The organism is Aminobacter sp. BA135 (genome assembly GCF_050859125.1).
Taxonomy (GTDB): Bacteria; Pseudomonadota; Alphaproteobacteria; order Rhizobiales; family Rhizobiaceae; genus Aminobacter; species Aminobacter ciceronei.
In genome coordinates this window covers 3,089,026-3,112,084 of the sequence record NZ_CP139572.1, presented here as the reverse complement: position 1 = coordinate 3,112,084, position 23,059 = coordinate 3,089,026, and the positions used below count along the sequence as shown (strand labels likewise).

21 protein-coding genes are annotated in these 23,059 nt (G+C 63.4%); 8 read left to right on the top strand and 13 right to left on the bottom strand.

Features of this window, described 5'->3' with window-relative positions; translation table 11 throughout:
- Nucleotides 1–7: 7 nt before the first annotated feature.
- From pdhA to tpiA, 12 genes are all read right to left on the bottom strand, one after another.
- Nucleotides 8–1,051, bottom strand: a complete 1,044-nt coding sequence (pdhA, locus tag SLT36_RS15115; RefSeq protein WP_067962334.1) for a pyruvate dehydrogenase (acetyl-transferring) E1 component subunit alpha — start codon at nucleotides 1,049–1,051, stop codon at nucleotides 8–10.
- Nucleotides 1,052–1,224: 173 nt separating this feature from the next.
- Nucleotides 1,225–1,554, bottom strand: coding sequence for an FtsB family cell division protein (locus tag SLT36_RS15110; RefSeq protein ID WP_432283371.1), 330 nt, complete (start codon nucleotides 1,552–1,554; stop codon nucleotides 1,225–1,227).
- Between the two features lie 133 nt (nucleotides 1,555–1,687).
- On the bottom strand, nucleotides 1,688–2,962 hold the full coding sequence (gene eno, locus SLT36_RS15105) for a phosphopyruvate hydratase (protein ID WP_432283370.1): 1,275 nt from the start codon (nucleotides 2,960–2,962) through the stop codon (nucleotides 1,688–1,690).
- A 422-nt stretch (nucleotides 2,963–3,384) separates the two neighbouring features.
- Nucleotides 3,385–3,750: a PRC-barrel domain-containing protein gene (locus SLT36_RS15100; RefSeq protein WP_432283369.1), complete on the bottom strand. Its 366-nt coding sequence runs from the start codon at nucleotides 3,748–3,750 to the stop codon at nucleotides 3,385–3,387.
- 92 nt (nucleotides 3,751–3,842) lie between these two features.
- Nucleotides 3,843–4,046 (bottom strand): dodecin family protein, encoded by a 204-nt coding sequence (locus SLT36_RS15095; RefSeq protein ID WP_067962338.1) that lies wholly within the window; start codon nucleotides 4,044–4,046, stop codon nucleotides 3,843–3,845.
- A gap of 90 nt (nucleotides 4,047–4,136) precedes the next feature.
- Nucleotides 4,137–4,970, bottom strand: a complete 834-nt coding sequence (gene kdsA / locus SLT36_RS15090; RefSeq protein WP_432283368.1) for a 3-deoxy-8-phosphooctulonate synthase — start codon at nucleotides 4,968–4,970, stop codon at nucleotides 4,137–4,139.
- The gene (locus tag SLT36_RS15085) at nucleotides 4,967–5,812 is read right to left on the bottom strand and encodes a VOC family protein (RefSeq protein WP_432283367.1); all 846 of its coding nucleotides are present in this window, start codon (nucleotides 5,810–5,812) and stop codon (nucleotides 4,967–4,969) included. Before SLT36_RS15085 ends, kdsA begins: the two co-directional genes overlap by 4 nt.
- 52 nt (nucleotides 5,813–5,864) lie before the next feature.
- Entirely contained in the window at nucleotides 5,865–6,404 is a 540-nt protein-coding gene (locus SLT36_RS15080) for a DUF1697 domain-containing protein (RefSeq protein WP_432283366.1), read from the bottom strand.
- Nucleotides 6,405–6,465: 61 nt separating this feature from the next.
- Nucleotides 6,466–8,103: a CTP synthase gene (locus SLT36_RS15075; protein ID WP_432283365.1), complete on the bottom strand. Its 1,638-nt coding sequence runs from the start codon at nucleotides 8,101–8,103 to the stop codon at nucleotides 6,466–6,468.
- 149 nt (nucleotides 8,104–8,252) lie between these two features.
- Nucleotides 8,253–9,302, bottom strand: coding sequence for a L,D-transpeptidase (locus SLT36_RS15070; RefSeq protein WP_432283364.1), 1,050 nt, complete (start codon nucleotides 9,300–9,302; stop codon nucleotides 8,253–8,255).
- A 262-nt stretch (nucleotides 9,303–9,564) separates the two neighbouring features.
- Complete coding sequence (secG, locus tag SLT36_RS15065; RefSeq protein WP_432283363.1) at nucleotides 9,565–10,038, bottom strand: preprotein translocase subunit SecG; 474 nt, start codon at nucleotides 10,036–10,038, stop codon at nucleotides 9,565–9,567.
- A gap of 155 nt (nucleotides 10,039–10,193) precedes the next feature.
- Complete coding sequence (tpiA, locus tag SLT36_RS15060) at nucleotides 10,194–10,958, bottom strand: triose-phosphate isomerase (protein ID WP_432283362.1); 765 nt, start codon at nucleotides 10,956–10,958, stop codon at nucleotides 10,194–10,196.
- A 147-nt stretch (nucleotides 10,959–11,105) separates the two neighbouring features.
- Between tpiA and SLT36_RS15055 the strand changes: the two genes are divergently transcribed.
- The 6 genes from SLT36_RS15055 to lexA all read left to right on the top strand — a co-directional run bounded on the left by SLT36_RS15055 (nucleotide 11,106) and on the right by lexA (nucleotide 17,334).
- Nucleotides 11,106–13,001: a SurA N-terminal domain-containing protein gene (locus tag SLT36_RS15055; protein WP_432283361.1), complete on the top strand. Its 1,896-nt coding sequence runs from the start codon at nucleotides 11,106–11,108 to the stop codon at nucleotides 12,999–13,001.
- Complete coding sequence (gene trpD / locus SLT36_RS15050; RefSeq protein ID WP_432283360.1) at nucleotides 12,998–14,008, top strand: anthranilate phosphoribosyltransferase; 1,011 nt, start codon at nucleotides 12,998–13,000, stop codon at nucleotides 14,006–14,008. Before SLT36_RS15055 ends, trpD begins: the two co-directional genes overlap by 4 nt.
- A gap of 4 nt (nucleotides 14,009–14,012) precedes the next feature.
- Complete coding sequence (gene trpC, locus SLT36_RS15045; protein WP_432283359.1) at nucleotides 14,013–14,822, top strand: indole-3-glycerol phosphate synthase TrpC; 810 nt, start codon at nucleotides 14,013–14,015, stop codon at nucleotides 14,820–14,822.
- A gap of 1 nt (nucleotide 14,823) precedes the next feature.
- On the top strand, nucleotides 14,824–15,306 hold the full coding sequence (gene moaC / locus SLT36_RS15040) for a cyclic pyranopterin monophosphate synthase MoaC (RefSeq protein ID WP_432283358.1): 483 nt from the start codon (nucleotides 14,824–14,826) through the stop codon (nucleotides 15,304–15,306).
- Nucleotides 15,307–16,512 carry a molybdopterin molybdotransferase MoeA gene (locus tag SLT36_RS15035; RefSeq protein WP_432283357.1) on the top strand — a complete coding sequence of 402 codons (1,206 nt, stop codon included), beginning with the start codon at nucleotides 15,307–15,309 and terminating at the stop codon, nucleotides 16,510–16,512. It abuts the gene before it with no gap.
- A 105-nt stretch (nucleotides 16,513–16,617) separates the two neighbouring features.
- Nucleotides 16,618–17,334, top strand: coding sequence for a transcriptional repressor LexA (gene lexA, locus SLT36_RS15030; protein WP_067962367.1), 717 nt, complete (start codon nucleotides 16,618–16,620; stop codon nucleotides 17,332–17,334).
- A 124-nt stretch (nucleotides 17,335–17,458) separates the two neighbouring features.
- Here lexA and SLT36_RS15025 read toward each other — a convergent pair whose 3' ends face one another.
- A complete protein-coding gene (locus SLT36_RS15025; protein WP_432283356.1) occupies nucleotides 17,459–20,020 on the bottom strand; it encodes a ComEC/Rec2 family competence protein in 2,562 nt (853 codons plus the stop codon).
- Between the two features lie 106 nt (nucleotides 20,021–20,126).
- On the opposite strand from SLT36_RS15025, the gene gltX reads away from it, so the two are divergent.
- Together gltX and gltA are read left to right on the top strand one after the other, a co-directional pair.
- A complete protein-coding gene (gene gltX, locus SLT36_RS15020) occupies nucleotides 20,127–21,548 on the top strand; it encodes a glutamate--tRNA ligase (protein WP_432283355.1) in 1,422 nt (473 codons plus the stop codon).
- Nucleotides 21,549–21,732: 184 nt separating this feature from the next.
- A complete protein-coding gene (gene gltA, locus SLT36_RS15015) occupies nucleotides 21,733–23,022 on the top strand; it encodes a citrate synthase (RefSeq protein WP_115731863.1) in 1,290 nt (429 codons plus the stop codon).
- The last annotated feature ends 37 nt before the right edge of the window (nucleotides 23,023–23,059 follow it).

Sequence of the window (23,059 nt, the reverse complement as noted above, 5' to 3'; positions counted from 1 at the left end):
CCCTTCCTTAGATCAAGATGTCGGTCCAGAGCTCGGAAGCATCCGGCTCGGGATCGGTCTGAGCAAAGTCTGCGGCGTCGGCCACAATGTCGCGAACATCCTTGTCGACCGCCTTAAGGTCGTCTTCGCTGGCCCACTTCTTGGCGATGAGGCGCGCCTTGACCTGTTCGATCGGGTCGTGCTCGGAGCGCATCTTCTGCACTTCGTCCTTGGAGCGGTACTTGGCCGGATCAGACATCGAGTGACCGCGATAGCGGTAGGTCTCCATCTCGAGGATCATCGGACCGTTGCCCGAACGGCACCATTCCGTGGCGAGATCGCCGGCGGCCTTGACCGCGCGCACGTCCATGCCGTCGACCTTGATGCCCGGAATCTTGAAGGACACGCCGCGCTGCGAGAAATCCGTCTCGGCCGAAGCACGCGTAACGGCGGTGCCCATGGCGTAGCGGTTGTTTTCGATGACGTAGATCACCGGCAGCTTCCACAGCGCGGCCATGTTGAAGCTCTCATAGACCTGGCCCTGGTTGGCAGCGCCGTCGCCGAAATAGGTCACCGAAACATTCGGGTTTTCGCGATAGCGGTTGGCGAAGGCCAGGCCGGTGCCGAGCGACACCTGGGCGCCGACAATGCCATGGCCGCCGTAAAAATGCTTTTCCTTGGAGAACATGTGCATGGAGCCGCCCTTGCCTTTCGACAAGCCGCCCCGACGCCCGGTCAGTTCCGCCATGACGCCACGCGCCGACAGACCCATGGCAAGCATGTGGCCGTGATCGCGATAGGCAGTGATCATCTGGTCGCCTTCGATCAGCGACATCTGCAAGCCGGTGACGACCGCTTCCTGACCGATATAGAGGTGGCAGAAGCCGCCGATGAAGCCCATGCCGTAGAGCTGGCCGGCCTTTTCCTCGAAGCGGCGGATCAGAAGCATCTCGCGATATGCCGCGAGGTCCTGTTCCTTGGTGAAATCGACCGGCTTGGGTGTTACCGGCGCTGAAAGGGATTTTGAATCGGATCTAGATTTGGCAGGCGCTTTTTTGGCTGCGGTGGCCATGCATCACTCCCTAGTGGCGTCTCTTTGCGGACAATGAGGAGATCATGCATAATCTCTCCTCTCCATGTCCAAACGCTAGCATGGTGAGTGACGCTGCGCCATGCGGAAAAATGCATAGCAGGCATGCGGTTAAGCGTCTAAAAACGTTGGATTTCTTGTTGATTAACTGGAATTCAGTTAATACGGCGCCCGGATGGCCGCATTATGGTCAGTTCATCAGCATGGGACATATTCAAGGCGTTGCGCGCCTGTTCGTCAAGCATGTCCTTCTCCAGCGAGCCGTCGTGGAGCATGTGGACGCGGCGCTCGACATCGAGGCGTTGCGCCCTGACCGTGTCCAGCCGGGTCTGGAGTTCGACGGCGCGCGCCTCGAGCCTGTACTTGGAATAGATACCGAATTCGCCATGATAGGCGTGGAAGCCGAAATAGGACAGGAACATCACCGCCAGCGCCGGCACGATCAGGCGCCCGGTGTTTGTCTGCTTATGCTGGCGTGTCCACATGGTCAGAACCTCTTTCAGGCTCTTGTCGCTCCATTGTGCTTAATGGAGCGTTACGGTCTGTTGCTCACCCGCTTCCAGAACCAAAAAAGGCGGGAAACATCCCGCCTTTTTCAATCATCTATGCAACAAGCGATCAGCCGCGCAGGATCGACCTGCCGGCGAAGCGCGCCTGCTTGCCGAGCTCTTCCTCGATGCGGATGAGCTGATTGTACTTGGCGGTGCGATCCGAACGGGCGAGCGAGCCGGTCTTGATCTGTCCGCAGTTGGTGGCAACCGCGAGATCGGCGATGGTCGAGTCCTCCGTCTCACCCGAACGGTGCGACATGACGGCGGTGTAGCTTGCCTTGTGCGCGGTCTCGACGGCGTCAAGCGTCTCGGTCAGCGAGCCGATCTGGTTGACCTTGACCAGGATCGAGTTGGCGACGCCCATCTTGATGCCGTCGCGCAGGCGGGCCGAATTGGTAACGAACAGATCGTCGCCGACCAGTTGCACCTTGTCGCCGCACAGATCGGTCAGGTACTTCCAGCCTTCCCAGTCGTCCTCGGCCATGCCGTCCTCGATCGAGATGATCGGGTAGTCGGCGGCGAGCTTGGCCAGGTACTTGGCCTGGGCCTTGGGATCGCGGGTCTTCTTCTCGCCTTCATAGACATAGTTGCCGCCCTTGAAGAACTCGGTCGCGGCACAATCGAGCGCCAGTGCCACGTCCTCGCCCGGCTTGAAGCCGGCCTTCTCGATCGATGCCATGACGAAGTCGAGAGCAGCCTGCGCGCTCTTGAGGTTCGGCGCGAAGCCGCCTTCGTCGCCGACATTGGTGTTGTGGCCGGCTTCCTTCAGACCCTTCTTGAGGGTGTGGAAGATCTCCGAGCCCCAGCGCACGGCGTCGCGCAGCGAAGGCGCACCGATCGGCATGATCATGAATTCCTGGAAGTCGATCGGATTGTCGGCATGCGCGCCGCCATTGATGATGTTCATCATCGGTACCGGCAGGACGCGAGCGTTGGGTCCCCCGACATAACGATAGAGCGGCAGCCCCGACGACTCGGCGGCCGCCTTGGCGACGGCGAGCGAAACGCCGAGGATGGCGTTGGCGCCGAGGCGGCTCTTGTTGGGCGTGCCGTCGAGCTCGATCATCGTCTGGTCGATGTGGATCTGGTTCTCGGCTTCCATGCCGCCGATTGCCTCGAACAGCTCGCCATTGACGGCTTCGACGGCGCGCTCGACGCCCTTGCCGAGATAGCGCGGGCCACCGTCGCGCAGTTCCATCGCCTCATGTGCGCCGGTCGAGGCGCCGGACGGAACGGCGGCGCGGCCCATCGAGCCGTCCTCAAGAACCACGTCCACCTCGACGGTGGGATTGCCGCGGCTGTCGAGAATCTCGCGGCCGACGATATCGATGATTGCTGTCATGTGAGGCATCCCCGGGAGCTGATCGCAGATGGATCGGTTGGATTTCCGCGCCCGTCTTAGCCAAAGATCAGGAAAACGCAATCGCGGGCGGCCAAATATCACGCTGCGTCAGCCGCTGGATTCACTTTAGACAAAACGCTGTCATCATAATTCATCCGAACAGGCAGGCATCGGCCAAACTTTCGGGTAAACTGCGGGCGCGCGGGGCGAAACAGAGGGAGTTTCGCCATGTCCGAGTTGAGTGGTATCTTGAGTTTGTTCTTCATCGCCGCAGCGTTTCTGACCTCATGCGACAGTCAACCGCCCCCGCAAGGCGTGTCGCAGGTGCGGATACTACCGACACCAAGGTAAGTCCCCGGCACAAAAGAAAAGCCCCGCTTCGGCGGGGCTTTTTGCTTGTCAGGCATTCGCCACCAGCACGCCTAGTGCCAGTAAGGCTCGACGCGATAGTGCTCATAGGATGCATCGCGCGCCAGACGGCCATCATCCTCGGTCAGTTCGTTTACCGAGTAGGAAGGTGCCGCCTTGAGCTGCTCCTTGGAGAACGGAACGACATAGCCGCCGCGACCCTTGTCGAAGTCCAGCGTCGACCACGGTATGGCGTGGTAGCGCTCGCCAATGCCCAGGAATCCGCCGAAACCGATGACGGCAAACATGATGCCGTTCGACAGCTTGTCGAGCATCACGTCCTCGATCGTTCCGATGGTCTCGCCCGCCGTGTTGTAAACGTTGGTGCCGATGACCCTGGATGCGGGAATGGCTTTGGTGTGACCAGTGACTGTCGTCATGATCCTGCTCCTCGTTGGTTTGTGGATGCAGGACTAACGATCCCCCGGCGTGGAGGTTCCCCGATTTTCCCGGCGACAGGAATGCCGGCGGTTCAGTCGTTGAGGATGAAGGTCACTTTCATGTTGACCCGGTAGGCAACGATCTTGCCATCCTCGACGACGACCTTCTGGTCCTGAATCCAGGCGCCTTCGACATTCTTGAGCGTCTTCGAGGCGCGCGCGATGCCCTCTTCGATGGCGTCCTTGAAGCTCTTGGTCGACGACGAGGTGATTTCGGTAACGCGGGCAACAGACATGGAGGCTCTCCGGCTGATACGCTCAGTCACGGAGGCGAGCCTACGCCCGGCGCAAGCCGGGCTCAAGCTGGAGTTGCAGACAGCCTGCCGTCAGCCCTTGGCGATACGGTCGAAGGCCATCAGGCGTTCGAGCAAGGCCGGCATGTCCTTGAACGGCACCATGTTGGGGCCGTCCGACGAGGTCGAGTTGTCGGGGTCTTCGTGTGTTTCGATGAACACGCCGGCGACGCCGACGGCAACGGCCGCCCGCGCCAGCGTCTCGACGAAGCGGCGCTCGCCGCCCGAGGTGGCGCCCTGCCCGCCCGGCTGCTGCACCGAATGGGTGGCGTCGAAGATCACGGGTGCGCCGATGTCGGCCATGACAGGCAGGCCGCGCATGTCGGAGACCAGCGTGTTGTAGCCGAAGGAGGTGCCGCGCTCGGTCACCAGCACGTTCGGATTGCCCGAGCCGGTCACCTTGGCGACAACGTTCTTCATGTCCCAGGGCGCCAGAAACTGGCCCTTCTTGACGTTGACCACCTTGCCGGTTTTTGCGGCAGCAATCAGCAGGTCGGTCTGGCGGCTGAGGAAAGCCGGGATCTGCAGCACGTCGACAACTTCGGCGACGATGGCGCACTGCTCCTCGGTGTGGACGTCGGTGACGATGGTGACACCGAGTTCCTTGCGCAGGTCGGCGAAGGCGGGCAGCGCAGCTTCAAGGCCCGCGCCGCGCGTGCTCGACAGCGAGCTGCGGTTGGCCTTGTCGAAGCTCGACTTATAGACGAAGCCGATGCCGAGCTTCTGGGTAAGTTCCTTGAGCTTGCCGGCCATGTCGAAAGCATGCTGGCGCGATTCGAACTGGCAGGGGCCGGCGATCAGCGACAGCGGCGCATCATTGGCGAAGAGGGTCTTGCCGACCGTCACATTTGCATTCGGCTTGGTCATTTCTGTTCCTCGAAAATGAAGGTTGCACCCTGCCCCGGCGCAGCCGGCACCACAAGGCGCTGGCCGTCCAGATCGTGCGTGACCGCGTGTTCGACAAGAAGCGCCTTTGTCGCAGCAAGGTCATCGACAGCAAAGACGATGGCTTCAAGGCGGATGTCCATGGCATTCGGTTCGTTGCGGATGGTTAGCCGTGCATTTGCGAGCGTCACGCCGGCATCGCCGGCCACACTCCGTGCGACGGTCGCAAGCAACTTGCCCGCCGCCGCAACATTTCCGGCAGCAAGCTCGATCGCCAGGACGCGTCCGGCGCCATTGGCATGTGCCTGAAGCGCCGACCGGTCGACGGCAGGTACGTTTGCGCGCTCGCAGGTGAAAAAGAATGCGTCGGCAGCGACGCTCGGCTGTGCGGCAAAGGCCAGCCGAAACGATGCCACGTCGGACTTGCCCGATGCGTCGACGAAAGGACGCGAAAAATCGAGCCGGCTGCCTGCAGATACGCCTGCAGCCACGAACGCGGTATGGTCGGCGTCGGCGTCATCGGTTCCGAACACAACGGCCGAAAAGCCCTCCTCGCCATGCGCGTCGCGGAAGACACGATCGCGCGCAACAAACGCGTTGCCTTCACGAACCGCCTTGTCGGCCGCGACCCGGTCACCGACGGCAAGCGGCTCCAGGAAGGTGCCGTCGCTGAGATAGACGCAGCAATTGATGGTTCCGAACGGGTGCGTGCCTTGCGGCGAAACGCTGAAGCCAAGTGCGGCAAGCCGGTCGCGCGCCAGCGTCAGGTCACCGGTCGGCAGGACCACGTGGTCGAGCGGCCGTGGGCTGTTGGTTTTCGTCATGGCTGCGCTGTGCCCGAAATCCCGATGTGAAGCAAGACTGCCCCCGCTCGCGCTACGACGCCACCATGTCGCCCAGCCGGCGGACCGTGTTCCAATTGCGCGACGTGCCGACACCACCGGCGCGCTTGGGCGTCAGAGCGCCAAGCAGCCGCGACGACGCCATATTGCGGGAAAAATAGAGCCAGATGTCGCCGTCGACAGATGTGAGCTTTTCGTCGGCGGCATAGGGGCGAAGCCGCTCGATCACTTCCGAAGTCACCGGCTCGCGCATCACACGGACACCGACCTGATCGGCGTGCAGTTCGGATTCCGCGGGAAAAGGGTTGGCAGCGACGAGCTTCAGCCAGGCGGCGGCATCGCGGACGATGATATCGACATGCTTGCCGAATTTTGGCGCGAACGCCGCTTCGAGTTTGCGCTCCAGTGCCGAAACCGTCTTGCCTTCTGCCTCGAAGACGAGGTTTCCGGTAGCAACCAACGTGCGCGGATTTTCGAGGCCGAGATCCGTCGCCATGTCACGCAAGTCGGACATGACGAGGCGACGGCCGGGTCCGAGAACGATGCTGTAGAGCAGCGCGACATAGGTGGTCATGCGGCCGGCCACCCGGGAAAAGAAATGCGCGCCGGCGAGTCCACGTCGGCGCGCATGGATATCAGACCAGCCGGCTCTGTTCGACGGCGGCCTCGATGAAGCTCGCAAACAGCGGGTGCGGCTCCAGCGGACGGCTCTTCAGCTCCGGATGGTATTGCACGCCGATGAACCAGGGATGGTCGGGATACTCGACGGTCTCGGGCAGCACGCCGTCGGGCGACATGCCGGCAAAGACCAGGCCGCACTCTTCGAGGCGGTCCTTGTAGTCGATGTTGACCTCGTAGCGGTGGCGGTGACGCTCGGAGATGTCGGTGTCGCCATAGATCTCGGCGATCTTCGAGCCTTCGGAAAGCTTGGCGTCAAACGCGCCGAGACGCATCGTGCCGCCGAGATCGCCCGAAGCCTTGCGCTTCTCGAGCATGTTGCCCTTGAGCCATTCGGTCATCAGGCCGACGACCGGCTCCTTGGTCGAACCGAACTCGGTCGACGAAGCAGCCTCGATGCCGGCCAGCGAACGGGCCGCCTCGATGCACGCCATCTGCATGCCGAAGCAGATGCCGAAATACGGCACCTTGCGCTCGCGGGCGAACTTGGCCGCCAGGATCTTGCCTTCCGAACCCCGCTCTCCGAAGCCGCCGGGAACCAGAATACCGTGGACCTTTTCGAGGAATGGAGCCGGATCTTCCTTCTCGAAGACTTCGCTTTCGATCCAGTCGAGCTTGACCTTGACGTTGTTGGCGAGACCGCCATGCGACAGCGCCTCGATCAGCGACTTGTATGCGTCCTTGAGGCCCGTGTACTTGCCGACCACGGCGATGGTGACTTCGCCTTCCGGGTTGTGGATCAGCTGCGACACATTCTGCCAAGGGTCGAGACGCGGCTTGGGTGCCGGATCGATGCCGAAGGCGGCCAGGACTTCCGAGTCCAGACCTTCCTTATGGTAGGCAAGCGGCACGTCGTAGATGTGGCCGACGTCGAGCGCCTGGATGACGGCGGATTCGCGCACATTGCAGAACAGCGACAGCTTGCGGCGTTCTTCCTTCGGGATGTCGCGGTCGGCGCGCACCAGGAGGATGTCGGGCGCAATGCCGATCGAGCGCAGTTCCTTGACCGAATGCTGGGTCGGCTTGGTCTTGAGCTCGCCAGCGGTCGGGATGTACGGCATCAAAGTCAGGTGGACATAGACAGCGTTGTTGCGCGGCAGGTCGTTGCCGAGCTGGCGGATCGCCTCGAGGAACGGCATCGCCTCGATGTCGCCCACCGTACCGCCGATCTCGCAGAGCACGAAGTCGTACTCGTCATTGCCGTCGAGGATGAAGTTCTTGATCTCGTCGGTGACGTGCGGGATGACCTGGACGGTTGCGCCGAGATAGTCGCCGCGCCGCTCGCGCTCGATGATGTTCTTGTAGATTCGGCCGGTGGTGATGTTGTCGCTCTGGTTCGCCGAACGCCCGGTGAAGCGCTCATAGTGACCCAGATCGAGATCGGTTTCCGCGCCGTCGTCGGTCACGAACACCTCACCATGCTGGTAAGGCGACATCGTTCCCGGATCGACATTGAGATACGGATCGAGTTTTCGGATGCGCACGCGATATCCGCGTGCCTGCAGAAGAGCCCCAAGGGCCGCTGCGGCTATGCCTTTTCCAAGGGAAGAGACCACGCCGCCGGTAATAAAAACATATCGCGCCATGGGATTCATCGCTTAACGCGGCCAAATCGATTCCGCCAGAGAAAAATCCGCCGCGTCGGACTTTTCCCTATCTGGCTGTTCAGTGTTGCTGCCGCTAGGCCATGCAAACAAAAAGGCCGGCGTGACCGCCGGCCCGCTATCAGCGTTTTGAAAACGCCTTACATGACGATGACTTCAGAGCCCATCCTCACGCGGTTGTAGAGATCCATGACGTGGTCGTTGACCATACGGAAGCAACCGTTCGAAGAGTTTGTGCCGATCGTCTGCGGCTGGTTGGTACCATGGATACGGATATGGGTATCCTTCTTGCCCTGGTAAAGGTAGATGGCACGCGCTCCGAGCGGGTTTTCCGGCCCGCCGTTCATGCCGTCCTTGTACTGGCCGTACTTCTTCGGCTCGCGTTCCTGCATTTCCTTGGTCGGAATCCAGCGCGGCCATTCCTGCTTGTCGCCAATCGTCGCCTTGCCCTTGAACTCCAGGCCTTCGCGGCCGACCGCAATGGCGTAGCGGCGCGCCGTCGACGACGATTCGATCAGATAGAGGTAGCGCGAGCCGGTATCGACGACGATCTGGCCACGCTCATAGCCGGGGAACGTCACTTCCTGCGGCTCGAAGTCGGACTTCACCTTGAACTGCTTCTTGGCCTGCTTGGCCTGCAGCACAGCGTCGAGCGCGCGCGTCTGCGGCAGCATCGACTGCTGCGGCGCGCTACCGCCAAAGATGCCGGCGAGCAGTCCGGTCTGGCGTGGGCGATCCTGGCCCTCGCTGCGCAGCTCGCCATTGTTGCCGGCAGAAGCCACTTCCGCGACGTCGGGCGTCAGTGGCTCGATCGGCTTCAACACAGCGAGCGGCTGGAGATTGCGCTTGGGAGCCGGAGCTGCGGCGGTGGCAACCTGGGCGGTTGCCTTTTCAGACTTCTTCAGGCGGGCGAGTTCGCGGGCCTGTTCGGCCTTCGCCTTGGCCGCAGCCCGCATCGCCATCTTCTTGGCCTCGAGCATCTTCAGCCGGGCGACTTCCTTATCGGCCTTGATCTTGGCTTCGAGGTCCTTGATTCGCGACAGGTCCTCGTCGGTCGGCTTCTTCTTTTTCTTGAGCAGCTTGAGTTCAGTAGCATCGCTCTTGGCGGCGACAGTGATGACGTCGCTTGCGGCAGGCTGCGGCGCCGCAACGGTGCCGGCCGAGGTGGCGGCAAAGGCTGTCGAGCTCATGAAAGTGGCGCAAAGGCCAGCAAGAAGGATGCGGCGGAGCTGCATGGCGAAGGGATCCCGAACGTTCAACGCGAAATTTTCTTGCGACCAAACGCGGTGCCCCCAAGGCTCCCCCGCCGAATGCCGCAACCCTGCTATAATAGATTAGCCGGAGGCGCCTCAAGGGAGGCACCACCGGCTGACCAATCGAATTGTCGTGATTGATGCGGCATTTGCCGCAACTGTGTTCAAACAACAACAGGTTGCGGCAAAGGGTAAATAGTTAGTTAGGAACCTGCGGCGTCGCAGGGGCTACCGGCGTGGCCGGAGCTGGCTGCTCGGTGCCCGAAGCGGCAGGCGCGGCGGGCTGAGTCGCGGGAGCCGCAGGTGCCGTGGCGTCCGACGCCGGAGCAGCCGGCGCGGCAGTACCGGGTGCTGCCGGAGCGGTCGAGCCGCCGAGCTGGTCGAGAACGCCGTTGCCGCCGGTGGTTCCACTCTGGGTAGTCGGCACGCGGTCGAGGATGTCGGTCGGCTTGGCGCCGTAACGGGCAACGATCGACAGCGTCAGCGACGTGACGAAAAACACCGTCGCGAGGATGGCGGTGGCGCGCGTCAGCGCGTTGGCAGCGCCGCGCGCCGTCATGAAGCCCGATCCGCCACCGATACCGAGGCCGCCGCCTTCAGAGCGCTGCAGGAGCACAACGCCGACAAGGGCGAGCACGACCATCAAGTGGATGACGATGAGGACGGTTTCCATTGCGCTTCCTGGGATCTTTCCTGACGTGGGAGGGCCGCGCGCAAAAGCGCCCGGCACTCCGGAGGCGGCTCAATACAATGCTTTCTAGGCATTTCCAAGCCCGCCGGCCGAATATGGGGTGACACGTTGCCTTTGCAACGGTCACGTGTGGTGAATCAGAGCTTGCGATAGGCGTCGGCAATGCCGAGGAAATCTGCAGCCTTGAGGCTGGCGCCGCCGACCAATGCGCCATCGACGTTGGCGACAGCCAGCAATTCGTTGGCATTGGATGGCTTGACCGAACCGCCATAGAGAATGCGCATCTTGGCAGCCGACGTACCCAGCTTCGCGGCAAGGCATTCGCGGATATGGGCATGCGCCTCGGCGACATCGGCAGCCGTGGGCGTCAAGCCGGTGCCGATCGCCCAGACCGGCTCATAAGCGATGACAGCATTGGCAGGCGTTGCCGTCGTCGGCACCGAGCCTTCGATCTGGCGCGACAATACCTGCAACGTCGTTCCGCCTTCCCGCTCGGCATGGGTTTCGCCGACACAGATGACGGCAACCAGCCCTGCACGCCAAGCCGCTTCCGCCTTGGCGCGCACGATCTCGTCGGTTTCGCCATGGTCGGTGCGGCGCTCCGAGTGACCGACGATGACGTGGCTGGCACCGGCGTCCTTGAGCATCTCGGCGGAAACGTCGCCGGTATGGGCGCCGCTCTCCTTGGCATGGCAGTCCTGGCCACCCATCTTGACCGGGGTGCGGTGCAGGATCTCGGCAGCACGCGAAAGCAGCGTCGCCGGCACGCACAGAAGCGCGTCTGTCTCGGCATCGAGGCCGCTCATGAAACCGCCGGCAATGTTGCGCAATTCGTTGAGCGAGTTGCTGGTGCCGTTCATTTTCCAGTTGCCGGCAACGAGTGGGCGGATTCCTGGCGTCATAGTGCTCTTCCCTCGAAATCGATGTTCGCTCGGGCAACCTCACTACCAAAAACAAGCCACAAAGCAATCGACACTGGCAGCGAAGGGCGCTATTGCGCTTCGTTCATGCAGGCGCATGCGACAATGCGCGTATACGGGATCTGTTACATGCTCGAATCGATGCGAAGTGCTGCTGGAACCTGGGTTGCGAAGCTGTTGCTTCTGCTCCTCGTCGTCAGCTTCGCGATCTGGGGCATCTCGGGTCAGATGATGAGCCAATTCGGCGGCGACCAGGTGGTCACGGCCGGCGGCACGCATGTTACAGGTGTCGAATACCGCCTCGCCTATGACCGCCAGCTGAACGTCATGTCGCAGCAGTTCGGCCAGCGCCTGACCCGCGACCAGGCCAACGCGCTCGGCATCGACAACCAGGTACTTTCGCAGCTCGTCGCCGGTGCGGTGCTCGACGAACAGGCACGCAAGCTCGGCCTCGGCCTCTCCAAGGACCGCCTCGCCGAACTCACCTGGGACGACCCGACCTTCCGCGGCGCCGACGGCAAGTTCGACCGCCAGGCTTTTGAATACATCCTGCGCCAGATCGGCATGCGCCCCGAAGACTATCTGAAGAACCGCGCCCAGGTTGCGGTCCGCCAGCAAATCGTCGAAGCCGTGTCCGACGGCCTCGAGGCTCCCGACACCTTCCTGCGCGCCGTCGCACTTTACCGCGGCGAAGATCGCACCATCGACTACCTGCCGCTGCCCAAGTCGCTCGTCGAGCCGATCGCGGCACCAGGCGACGACGTGCTCAAGGCCTGGTTCGAGGAAAACAAGAAGAACTACGCCGCCCCTGAATTCCGCAAGCTGAGCTACGTCAAGCTCGAGCCGGAAGACATCATGGATGCCGCCGCCGTGACCGAAGAACAGGCGCGCCAGGACTACGACAAGAACAAGTCGCACTTCACCACCGCCGAGACGCGCAAAATCGACCAGCTTGTGCTGAGCGCCGATGCGGCCAAGGCTGCTTCCGATGCGATCAAGGGTGGTGCGACCTTCGACAAGGTTGTCGCCGACCAAGGCAAGACCGCGGCTGACGTTGCCCTCGGCTCGCTGACCAAGGACAGGATCGCCGACAAGGCTGTCGCCGACGCCGCCTTCGCGCTGCAGGCCAACCAGGTCAGCGACGTCGTCCAGGGCGCTTTCGGCCCAGTGCTGGTCCGCGTCAGCGAGATCACGCCGGAAACCGTCAAGACCTTCGACGAGGTCAAGGACCAGATCCGCAAGGAGCTGGCGCTGGCCGAAGCCAACCGCATCCTGCTCGACGTGCACGACTCCTACGAGGACGCCCGCGCCGCCGGTGAGTCGATGAAGGCTGCCGCCGACAAGCTGAAGCTCAAGATGGTGACCATCGATGCCATCGACCGCGCCGGCCAGCAGCCAGACGGCACGATCGTCAACGACCTGCCGGACTCGCGCAACCTGATCCAGGCGGCCTTCACCGCCGAATCCGGCACCGAAAACCCGCCGCTCAATGTCGGCACCAATGGTTTCGTCTTCTACGAGGTCGACGAGATCACGCCTGCCCGCGACCGCACGCTCGACGAGGTCCGCGAGAAGGTCGTCGCCGACTGGACCGCTGCCGAAGCGACGAAGCGTCTCAAGGCAAAAGCCGACGAGTTGGAGAAGCGCCTCAAGGACGGTGCCTCGCTCGACGTGATCGCCGGCGAACTCAAGCTCGAAAAGCAGACCAAGCGCGGCCTCAAGCGCGAGGCCGACGATGCCGATTTTGGCCGCGAAGGTGCCTCCGCGATGTTTGCAATGGGCCAGGGCGGCACTGGCATCATCACCGCCCCTGCCGGCGATGCGCAGATCCTGTTCAAGGTCGCCGAAGTGTTCGAGCCGGCCGGTGCGGACAAGAGCGCGGTGCCAGAGGACGCGCAGAAGCAGTTTGCCTCCGGCATGTCGGACGACCTGCTCGACCAGATCGTCGCCCAGCTCCAGGGCGAGTATCAAGCAACGATCAACCAGGCGGCGATCACCCGCGCACTCGCGGTGGGAACGCCATGAGCGCACTCAAGCCGCATATTGCCAAGGTCGCCGCGGGCACCCCTCTCACCTTCGAGGAGGCACGCGAGGCCTTCGACATCATCATGTCGGGCGAAGCCACGCCCGGCCAGATCGGTGGCTTTCTCATGGCGCTGCGGGTGCGCGGCGAGACCGTCAGCGAGATATCGGGCGCCGTCGCCACCATGCGCGACAAGATGCTGCGCGTCGAAGCCCCTGCCGATGCCATCGACATCGTCGGCACCGGCGGTGACGGTTCGCACAGCGTCAACATCTCGACTGCCTCGGCCTTCGTCATCGCGGGCGCAGGTGTGCCTGTCGCCAAGCACGGCAATCGCGGCCTGTCCTCGCTGACCGGCGCCGCCGACGTTCTGACCGCTCTTGGCGTCAACATCGACCTCACGCCAGAGGCGATCGGCCGCTGCATCCATGACGCCGGCGTCGGCTTCATGTTCGCGCCGGCGCATCACCCGGCGATGAAGCATGTCGGCGCGACCCGCGTCGAACTTGGCACCCGCACCATCTTCAACCTGCTCGGCCCGCTCTCCAATCCCGCCGGCGTCAACCGCCAGCTGGTTGGCGTGTTCTCGCCCGAATGGGTGCGTCCGGTGGCCGAGACGCTGAAGGAACTTGGCGCCCAGCACGTCTGGGTCGTCCACGGCGACGGTTATGACGAGATCACCACCACGGGTGAGACCCATGTCGCAGCCCTCAAGGACGGTGTGATCACCACGTTTACGCTGGCGCCCGAACAAGTCGGCTTGAGCAAGCATACGCGCGAAGAGCTGCGCGGCGGCGATTCCGCCTACAATGCCGCTGCCCTGCGCGGGGTTCTCGAAGGTGCCAAGGGTGCCTATCGCGACACGGTGCTGATGAATGCCGGTGCCGGCCTCGTCGTTGCCGGCAAGGCTGCAACGATCGGCGAAGGCGTGGCGCTTGCCGCCGAGGCAATCGACAGCGGCCGCGCCAAGGCAGTGCTCGACCGACTGGTCGCCGTTTCGAACGGATAGAGACATGGCCGATATCCTGCGCCGCATCGAAGCCTACAAGCGCGACGAGATCGCCGCAGCGAAGGCGCTGCTGCCGCTCGCCGAGCTCAAAGCGCGCGCCCGCGACGTCACCAGGCCGCGCGGCTTTCTCGCGGCACTCGAAACCAGGCACCGTGAAAGCCGCTTTGGCCTGATCGCCGAGATCAAGAAGGCGAGCCCGTCCAAAGGCCTGATCCGTCCCGACTTCGATCCGCCGGCGCTCGCCAGGGCCTATGCCGACGGCGGCGCTGCCTGCCTGTCGGTGCTGACCGACACGCCGTCCTTCCAGGGCGCACCGGAGTTCCTGACCGCCGCGCGGGACGCCTGCGCCTTGCCGGCATTGCGCAAGGACTTCATGTTCGAGCCTTATCAGGTGCACGAAGCACGTGCATGGGGCGCGGACGCGATCCTGATCATCATGGCGAGCCTGAGCGACGACGATGCCAGGCGCCTCGAGGATGAGGCGTTCGAAATCGGCATGGACGTGCTCGTCGAGGTCCATGACGAAGAAGAGACAGAACGCGCACTGAAGCTTCAGTCGCGCCTGCTCGGCATCAACAACCGCAACCTGCGCACATTCGAGGTCAGCCTCGACACGTCAGAGCGCCTGGCGCCGATGGTGCCGGCAGACCGGCTGCTGGTCGGCGAAAGCGGCATCTTCACCCATGCCGATTGCCTGCGTCTGGAGAAATCCGGCATCTCCAGTTTCCTCGTCGGCGAAAGCCTGATGCGGCAGGCCGACGTGACCTCGGCGACGCGTGCGCTGCTCGATGGCGCAGCCCTGGCAAGCGCCTGACATGGCAACCACCCTCACCCATATCGGCGCCACCGGCGAGGCCAACATGGTCGATGTCGGCGACAAGGCCGAGACAACACGCACGGCAATTGCCGAAGGCCATGTCGTCATGCGTCCGGAAACGCTTGATCTGATCCTGTCGGGCAACGCCAAGAAGGGCGACGTGCTCGGCACCGCCCGCATTGCCGGCATCATGGCGGCCAAACGCACGCATGAGCTCGTGCCGCTCTGCCATCCCATTCTTTTGACCAAGGTTTCGGTCGAGATCGAGCCAGATGAGGCGCTGCCCGGCCTGCACGTCACGGCGCTTGCCCGCGTCACCGGCAAGACCGGCGTCGAGATGGAAGCGCTGACGGCTGCCTCGGTCGCCTGCCTTACCATCTACGACATGGCCAAGGCCGCCGACCGCGGCATGGTGATCTCCGGCATCCGATTGGTCGAGAAGACCGGCGGCAAGTCGGGCGACTACAAGGCTGCCGAATAGATGGCGCTGCTGCCCGTCGCCGACGCCCTGGCGCGCCTGCTCGACGCTGCCGAACCACGCGGCACGGAAACTGTCGGCCTTGCCCAGGCATCGGGCCGCGTGCTGTCGGCTCCACTACACGCCCTGCGCACCCAGCCGCCCTTTGACGCCTCCGCCATGGATGGCTACGCCGTCCAGGCCGCCGACATCGCTTCACTGCCGGCGCAGCTCAAGGTCATCGGCCAGGCACCCGCCGGCAAGCAGTTCACGGGCACCGTCGGGGCGGGCGAGTGCGTCCGCATCTTCACCGGCGCACCGGTGCCTGAGGGCGCGGATACCGTCGTCATTCAGGAAAACGTTCGCGATATCGGCAATGGCGAGATCGCGGTGCTCGAGCCAACGCTTGCTGGCCGTAACATCCGCGCCAGGGGCCTCGACTTCAAGCAGGGTGACCTCATCCTTGATGCAGGACGTGTGCTCGACCCGGCTGCGCTCTCGCTGATCGCAGCTGCCAATCATCCCAGCGTCGAAGTGCTGCGGGCGCCCCTGGTCGCCATCATCGCCACCGGCGACGAGCTGTTGCCGCCGGGCAGCAATCCCGGGCCCGACCAGATCATCGCCTCCAACGCCTATGGCGTCGCGGCGATCGTTCAGTCGGTTGGCGCGCGCGTGCTCAATCTCGGCATCGCCGCCGACCGCACCGAGGCAATCTCCGCACTGGTCGCCAAGGCGCTCGCCGCCGACGCCGATGTGATCGTCACGCTGGGCGGCGCTTCGGTCGGCGACCACGACCTCGTTCACCGTGTCCTGACCGATCTCGGCATGGATCTCAACTTCTGGAAGATCGCGATGCGCCCGGGCAAGCCGCTGATGTTCGGCCGGCTCGGCGACAGCCGCTGCGTCGGCCTGCCGGGCAATCCGGTCGCCAGCCTGATCTGCTCGCAGATTTTCCTGAAACCTCTGCTGGCGAAGCTTGGCGGCCGCCCTTATTCGCCCGATATGCGCAACGGCATTCTCGACATGGCAATGGCGGCCAACGACCTGCGCCAGGACTTTGTCCGCGCGATTGCGCGCGAGACCGCTGAGGGTCTCGTCGTCACACCCTACCTGATCCAGGACTCTTCGATGCTGCGCACGCTGGCCGACGCCAACTGCGCCATCGTGCGGGTGCCCTTCGCGCCTGCAGTCGAAGCCGGCAGCGCCTGCCAGGTGATGATGTTGCGCTGAGCAGCACCTTCCACCCTTCACGAAATATCAACAGTTGCGGAACACAACTGGAACAGATAGTGTTTGTTCTGGGTTTGTTTTTCTTCTGATTCCTCGGGGGTGGCGATGCTGACGCGCAAACAACACGAGCTTTTGCTATTCATCCACGAGCGGCTGAAGGAAGCGGGTATTCCGCCGTCCTTCGACGAGATGAAGGAAGCACTCGACCTCGCCTCCAAGTCCGGCATCCATCGCCTGATCACGGCGCTCGAAGAACGCGGCTTCATCAGACGCCTGCCCAACCGGGCGCGCGCGCTTGAAGTGCTGCGCCTGCCCGATTCGATCGCGCCTGGCCTCAACGCAGCGAAGAAGTTCTCGCCCAGCGTCATCGAGGGTAGCCTCGGCCGCAAACCCGAGCCGTCACGCAGCATGTCGGCCGGCAATGACGACGATGTTGCTTCGGCGGTTGCCATTCCCGTCATGGGACGCATCGCTGCCGGTGTGCCTATCGACGCCATCCAGCACAAGACGCATTCGATTTCGGTGCCGCCAGACATGATCATGGGCGGCGAGCATTACGCGCTCGAGGTCAAGGGCGACTCGATGATCGAGGCCGGCATCTTCGACGGCGACACTGTGGTCATCCGCAGCTCGACCACGGCCAATCCCGGTGAGATCATCGTCGCCCTCGTCGACGACGAAGAAGCGACGCTCAAGCGTTTCCGCCGCAAGGGTGCCTCGATCGCTCTTGAGGCCGCCAATCCGGCCTATGAAACCCGCATCTTCGGACCCGACAGGGTCAAGGTGCAGGGCAAGCTTGTCGGCCTGATCCGCCGCTATTGATTGCCGGGGCTGCGTTCCGCCACCTCGGCCTGTCCATACTGCTGCAATCTGTATAAGCCGGACCTGCCCTGTTGCTATCGTGCCGTATCTGACGGCTCTGCGACGGCGGGTACAGATCTCGGACTCACCGTGTGGCCGCAGTCGGCGCTTTTGGGTGCGCCTTGGTTGCCCCGGCAGGTGTCTTCGGGGGCATCTCCGTTCGCTTGTAGGGTGGCAGGCCCCTCGCCTCGCGCGAAAATTGGCGCTGCGCATGCCACGGGCGGTACGGTTCCGCCACAGCGTGGCGTATCTCGACCGCCTGATCTATGCCAACCGCCTCGGCTGTGATGAATATCGACGCACTGCCAAGGCGCGCCAGCTCGCGTTTGGTGAGCACGGTCACGCCGGGGCAGACGTCGCTTGCCGTGGCATCGTCGACGACGATGAGATCCGCGTTGTCGCAGGCTCGTGCAGCGGCGCTCGCATTCGCCGCATGAACGATCCGTGCACCCTCCGATTGCTGAACCGTGCACAGCCCGCTGTCACATACGAAGGCGTCCGCGCCGGCGGCGTTTAGCTCTCCAGATACTGGTTTGCCGGGTATCGTACCGGCGACATCTGCCTCGGCTGCTGGCTGTGAGCCGGTCTCGCTGGGCATACGGACAGTCCCGTTCGTTGCATTCGCCGCCGAACGGGCCGGGGTGATGAGTGTTTCCGACGCCAGCGCGCGCTGCCAGTTGTCGACGGTGAACTGGTTCGGCCGGACGCGATTGACGGCCAGTTTGCCATCGCCGACCGGGACGCCGACGAGGCGGCCATCTTCCGAAACGAGAACGTTGGGCGTTTCCGTTTCCACGACCGTCAGCAGCCCAAGGGCCGCGAATGGCAGTGCGGCGGCGCGCAGCCAGGTCGTTGCCGTCGACGCGATGACGAGTGCTGCAGTGAGCAACAATACCGCATGTGACGAGACAAGGCCGACCGCATCGACCGGCGAGCGCTCGGAGAACCAGGTGGCGATGCCAATCATTGCCTTCAGGCCGAAGCCCATCGTGTCGAGGAAGGGGCCGTCGAGTCCAAGCGGCATGAAGATGCCAGCCATGACGGCAAAGGGCATGACAAGGACAGACACAAACGGGCTGACTGCCAGATTGGCGAACAGACTGAGGGGCGAGACACGTTGGAAATGCCATGCACCCAAAACGCTGGTCGCGAGCCCGGCAATCACCGACGTCGCGGCGAGACCTATAGCAACTGTCGCAAGCCAGCGCCAGATTTTGGACGGCAGCGATCTCTGACCGACCGGCAGCGCCTGCTCCTCCCGCCGGTCCGACCACCAGGCATATGCGCCAACGAGGGCTGCCGTTGCGGCGAACGACATCTGGAAGCTCGGCCCGACGACTTCGTGGGGCGAGATCATGATCACGAGGACGGCCGAGATCGCCAGGTTGCGCATGGTGAGTGCTGCGCGGTCGAACAGCACGGCCGTCAGCATCACCGCCAGCATGATGAAGCTGCGTTGCGCCGCGACCTCGGCGCCTGAAATGAACAGATAGCCGCCGGTGGCGAGCAGTGCTGCGCCTGCCGCGTACTTCTTGACCGGCCGGTGCGAGGTGAAGCCGGGAAAGGCGGCGAAGCATAGCCGCATCAAAAGCATGACCGTGCCTGCGACCATCGCCATGTGCAGACCCGAGATCGAGATGATGTGGTAGAGCCCGGTACGCCGCAGCGCCTCGTTGACATCCTCGGGAATGCCGCCGCTCACGCCGACGACCAGGGCAGCCGCGATTTCGCCCTCCGGACCGCCAATGCGGTCGCGAATGCGCTGGGCAATCTTCTGGCGCACATTCTCGATCGACGCGAATGCACGATTACTGGCCGACAGCGGCTGGGTGGTTGCAGCAAACTCTGGGCCTTTCATGAAAAACCCGCTGGCGCCGATGCCGTCGAAATAGCTTTCGAAGGAAAAATCATAGCTGCCCGGCCGCACAGGCCCGGACGGCGGCATCAGCCTGACATACCCCGTCAGCTCGGACCCCGCCATGACGCCGTCAGGAAGCTTGCGGGCAACGAGCCGCACCCGATCGGGCGTGTAACGCAAGACCGGGCGGGCGGTCGCCAGAACGTCGAGCGTCAGCCGCACCCTGCCCTTGTCCAGATTGTTGATCTCGACGACGCGCCCGGTGATGGCGGTCGAGATCTCGGCGCCCAGCATCTTCGTAGCCATGCGTTCCGTCTCGAACTTTGCAACCGCCATGCCGAGCATTGAGGCGGCGAGTGCGGCGAGCGCGTAGTGAACAAGCCGCCGTCCGCGCGTTAGGAAGGCGAGGACGGCCGGTGTCGCTGACACAACGACGAGCGGCGCGACATGCGGCTCGTTCGGAAGCGCGAAATACACCAGGGCACCAGCGGCTAGAAAAACCGGAAGAAGCAGGAACGCCGCACCGCGGTCGAGTTCCGTTTCGATCGCGGCCAGGGTGGATCGTACGGTGATCCGGTGACCGACCAGCAATTGCGATCCTTGCCGTAGCCAGGCCTTGTGTCCTCGCTGAAACGGCGATGCATCGGCGTCAGGAGCAGCATCTCTCTCGGGCAGAGCTGGTGGTGTCCACGCAACGGCAGGCACGGCTGGAGAGGTCAGCAAGTCGCGCTCGCTGGCTTCGACCACCGGATTGTTACCGGCCTGCCCCTCCCGCACGTGGTCGCCCATCGGGCCTGCCTCTTGCGCCCCAGACCTTCTATGCTACATCAACCGCACACAAACGCCATGCGCCGCCGGTTTTCGGCCAAGCGCCCTGCTTCCCTTGGAAATCGTCATGCCTGTCGTCACCCGCTTCGCCCCCTCGCCCACCGGCTATCTGCACATTGGTGGCGCGCGTACCGCTCTCTTCAACTGGCTTTATTCCCGCCACACCGGCGGCACCATGCTGCTGCGTATCGAGGACACCGACCGCGAGCGCTCGACCGACGCCGCAACTGCAGCGATCCTCAAGGGCCTGACCTGGCTCGGCCTGACCTGGGAGGGTGAGCCGATCTCGCAGTTCGAGCGAGCGCCGCGCCATCGCGAGGTGGCCGAAGAACTCGTGCGCATGGGCAAAGCCTATTATTGCTACGCCTCGCAGGAAGAGCTGACCGAGATGCGCGAGAAGGCGCGCGCCGAGGGCAAGCCGCCACGCTATGACGGCCGCTGGCGCGACCGCGACCCGTCCGAGGCGCCGGCTGGTGTCAAGCCGGTCATTCGCATCAAGGCGCCGCAGGACGGCGAGACGCTGGTGCTCGACCGCGTGCAGGGTGATGTGCGCTTTCCCAACAAGGATCTCGACGATTTCATCATCCTGCGTTCGGACGGCGTACCGACCTACATGCATGCTGTCGTCGTCGACGATCACGACATGGGCGTCACCCACATCATCCGTGGCGACGACCACCTGACCAACGCCGCGCGCCAGACCGTCATCTACAACGCCATGGGCTGGGACGTGCCGGTGATGGCGCATATTCCGCTGATCCATGGTGCGGACGGCGCAAAGCTGTCCAAGCGCCATGGCGCGCTCGGCGTCGATGCTTATCGCGCCATGGGCTATTTGCCTGAGGCCCTGCTCAACTACCTCGCCCGCCTCGGCTGGAGCCATGGCGACGACGAGGTGATGAGCATCGAGAACATGATCAGCTGGTTCGAGATCGAGGACGTCAACAAGGGTGCGGCACGCTTCGACTTTGCCAAGCTCGAGGCGCTGAACGGCGTTCACATGCGCCAGATGGACGACAAGAAGCTGTTCGACATCTTCGTTGCCACCTTGCCCTATCTGCCCGGCGGCGACGCCATCCTCGGCGGGCTCGACGACACGCGCAAGGCACAGCTGCTTGCCGCCATGCCGGGCCTCAAAGAGCGCGCCAAGACGCTGATCGAACTGGCTGACGGCGCAGGCTTCCTGTTTGCCCAGCGTCCGCTGCCGCTCGATGAGAAGGCCGCCGGCCTGCTCGCCGGCCCAGCCAAGGATATCCTCAAGGGCGCGCATGCGGCGCTCGCGACGGTCGCTGCCGCCGACTGGACGGCGGCCAATGCAGAGGCCGCGATCCGCGAGTTTGCCGGCCGCGAAAATCTGAAATTGGGCGGCGTGGCGCAGCCTTTGCGGGCCGCCCTGACGGGCAGGAGCACTTCCCCCGGAGTGTTCGATGTGCTCGCCGTTCTAGGGCGCGACGAAAGTCTAGCCCGCATTTTTGATCAAATCGATTAGGTCAGCAGTGCTTTCCTAGTTTTGCATTGAAATGAGGCTGTTGCGGTGCAACATTGCGGCAACAGGTCAATTTGAAAGCAGCGGGAAAGCTGGGAAGCGAGTTCAAGCGTTCCGGTCCTAATGGGTTGCCTTGTTATGACGATTGCGCCGCGCAAGGCGGCAACTCAGCACTAAGGAGTATGCGATGACTGATTCGACCGCCAAACTGGAGTTCCGCGGCCAGACCCACGAGTTCAAGGTCCGCGGCGGAACGGTCGGACCGGATGTGATCGACATCGCATCGCTCTACGCAACGACCGGCGCATTCACCTACGACCCGGGCTTCACCTCCACCGCAAGCTGCGAATCGGAAATCACCTTCATCGACGGCGACGCCGGTGTCCTGCTGCACCGCGGCTATCCGATCGACCAGCTCGCCGAGCACGGCGACTTCCTCGAAGTCTGCTACCTCCTGCTCTACGGCGAACTGCCGACCAAGGCGCAGAAGGACGACTTCGACTACCGCATCACGCGCCACACCATGGTGCATGAGCAGATGTCGCGCTTCTTCACCGGCTTCCGCCGCGACGCACACCCGATGGCGGTGATGTGCGGCGTGGTCGGCGCGCTGTCGGCCTTCTATCACGACTCGACCGACATCTCCGATCCGCACCAGCGCATGGTCGCCTCGATCCGCCTGATCGCAAAGATGCCGACGATCGCCGCGATGGCCTACAAGTACCACATCGGCCAGCCGTTCATTTACCCCAAGAACGAGCTGAACTTTGCCGCCAACTTCCTGCACATGTGCTTTGCCGTGCCGTGCGAGGAGTACAAGGTCAACCCGGTGCTGGCCCGCGCCATGGAGCGCATCTTCATCCTGCACGCCGACCACGAGCAGAACGCCTCGACCTCGACCGTGCGCCTCGCCGGCTCGTCGGGTGCCAATCCGTTCGCCTGCATCGCCGCCGGCATCGCCTGCCTGTGGGGCCCCGCACATGGCGGCGCCAATGAAGCAGCGCTCAACATGCTCAGCGAGATCGGCCACGTCGACCGAATTCCCGAGTTCGTCGCCCGCGCCAAGGACAAGAACGATCCGTTCCGCCTTATGGGTTTCGGCCACCGCGTCTACAAGAACTACGATCCGCGCGCCAAGATCATGCAGAAGACCACGCATGAAGTGCTGGGCGAGCTCGGCATCAAGGACGATCCGATGCTCGACGTGGCAATGGAACTCGAGCGCATCGCGCTGACCGACGAGTATTTCATCGAGAAGAAGCTGTATCCGAACATCGACTTCTATTCAGGCATCACGCTGAAGGCGCTGGGCTTCCCCACCACCATGTTCACCGTTCTGTTCGCGCTCGCCCGCACTGTCGGCTGGATCGCGCAGTGGAAGGAAATGATCGAGGATCCGCGCCAGAAGATCGGCCGTCCGCGCCAGCTCTACACCGGCGCCACCGAACGCGACTACGTGCCGATCGCCAAGCGCTGAGCCTTTCAGCGCCGCGTTCGTTCAGGCGCGCGGCGCT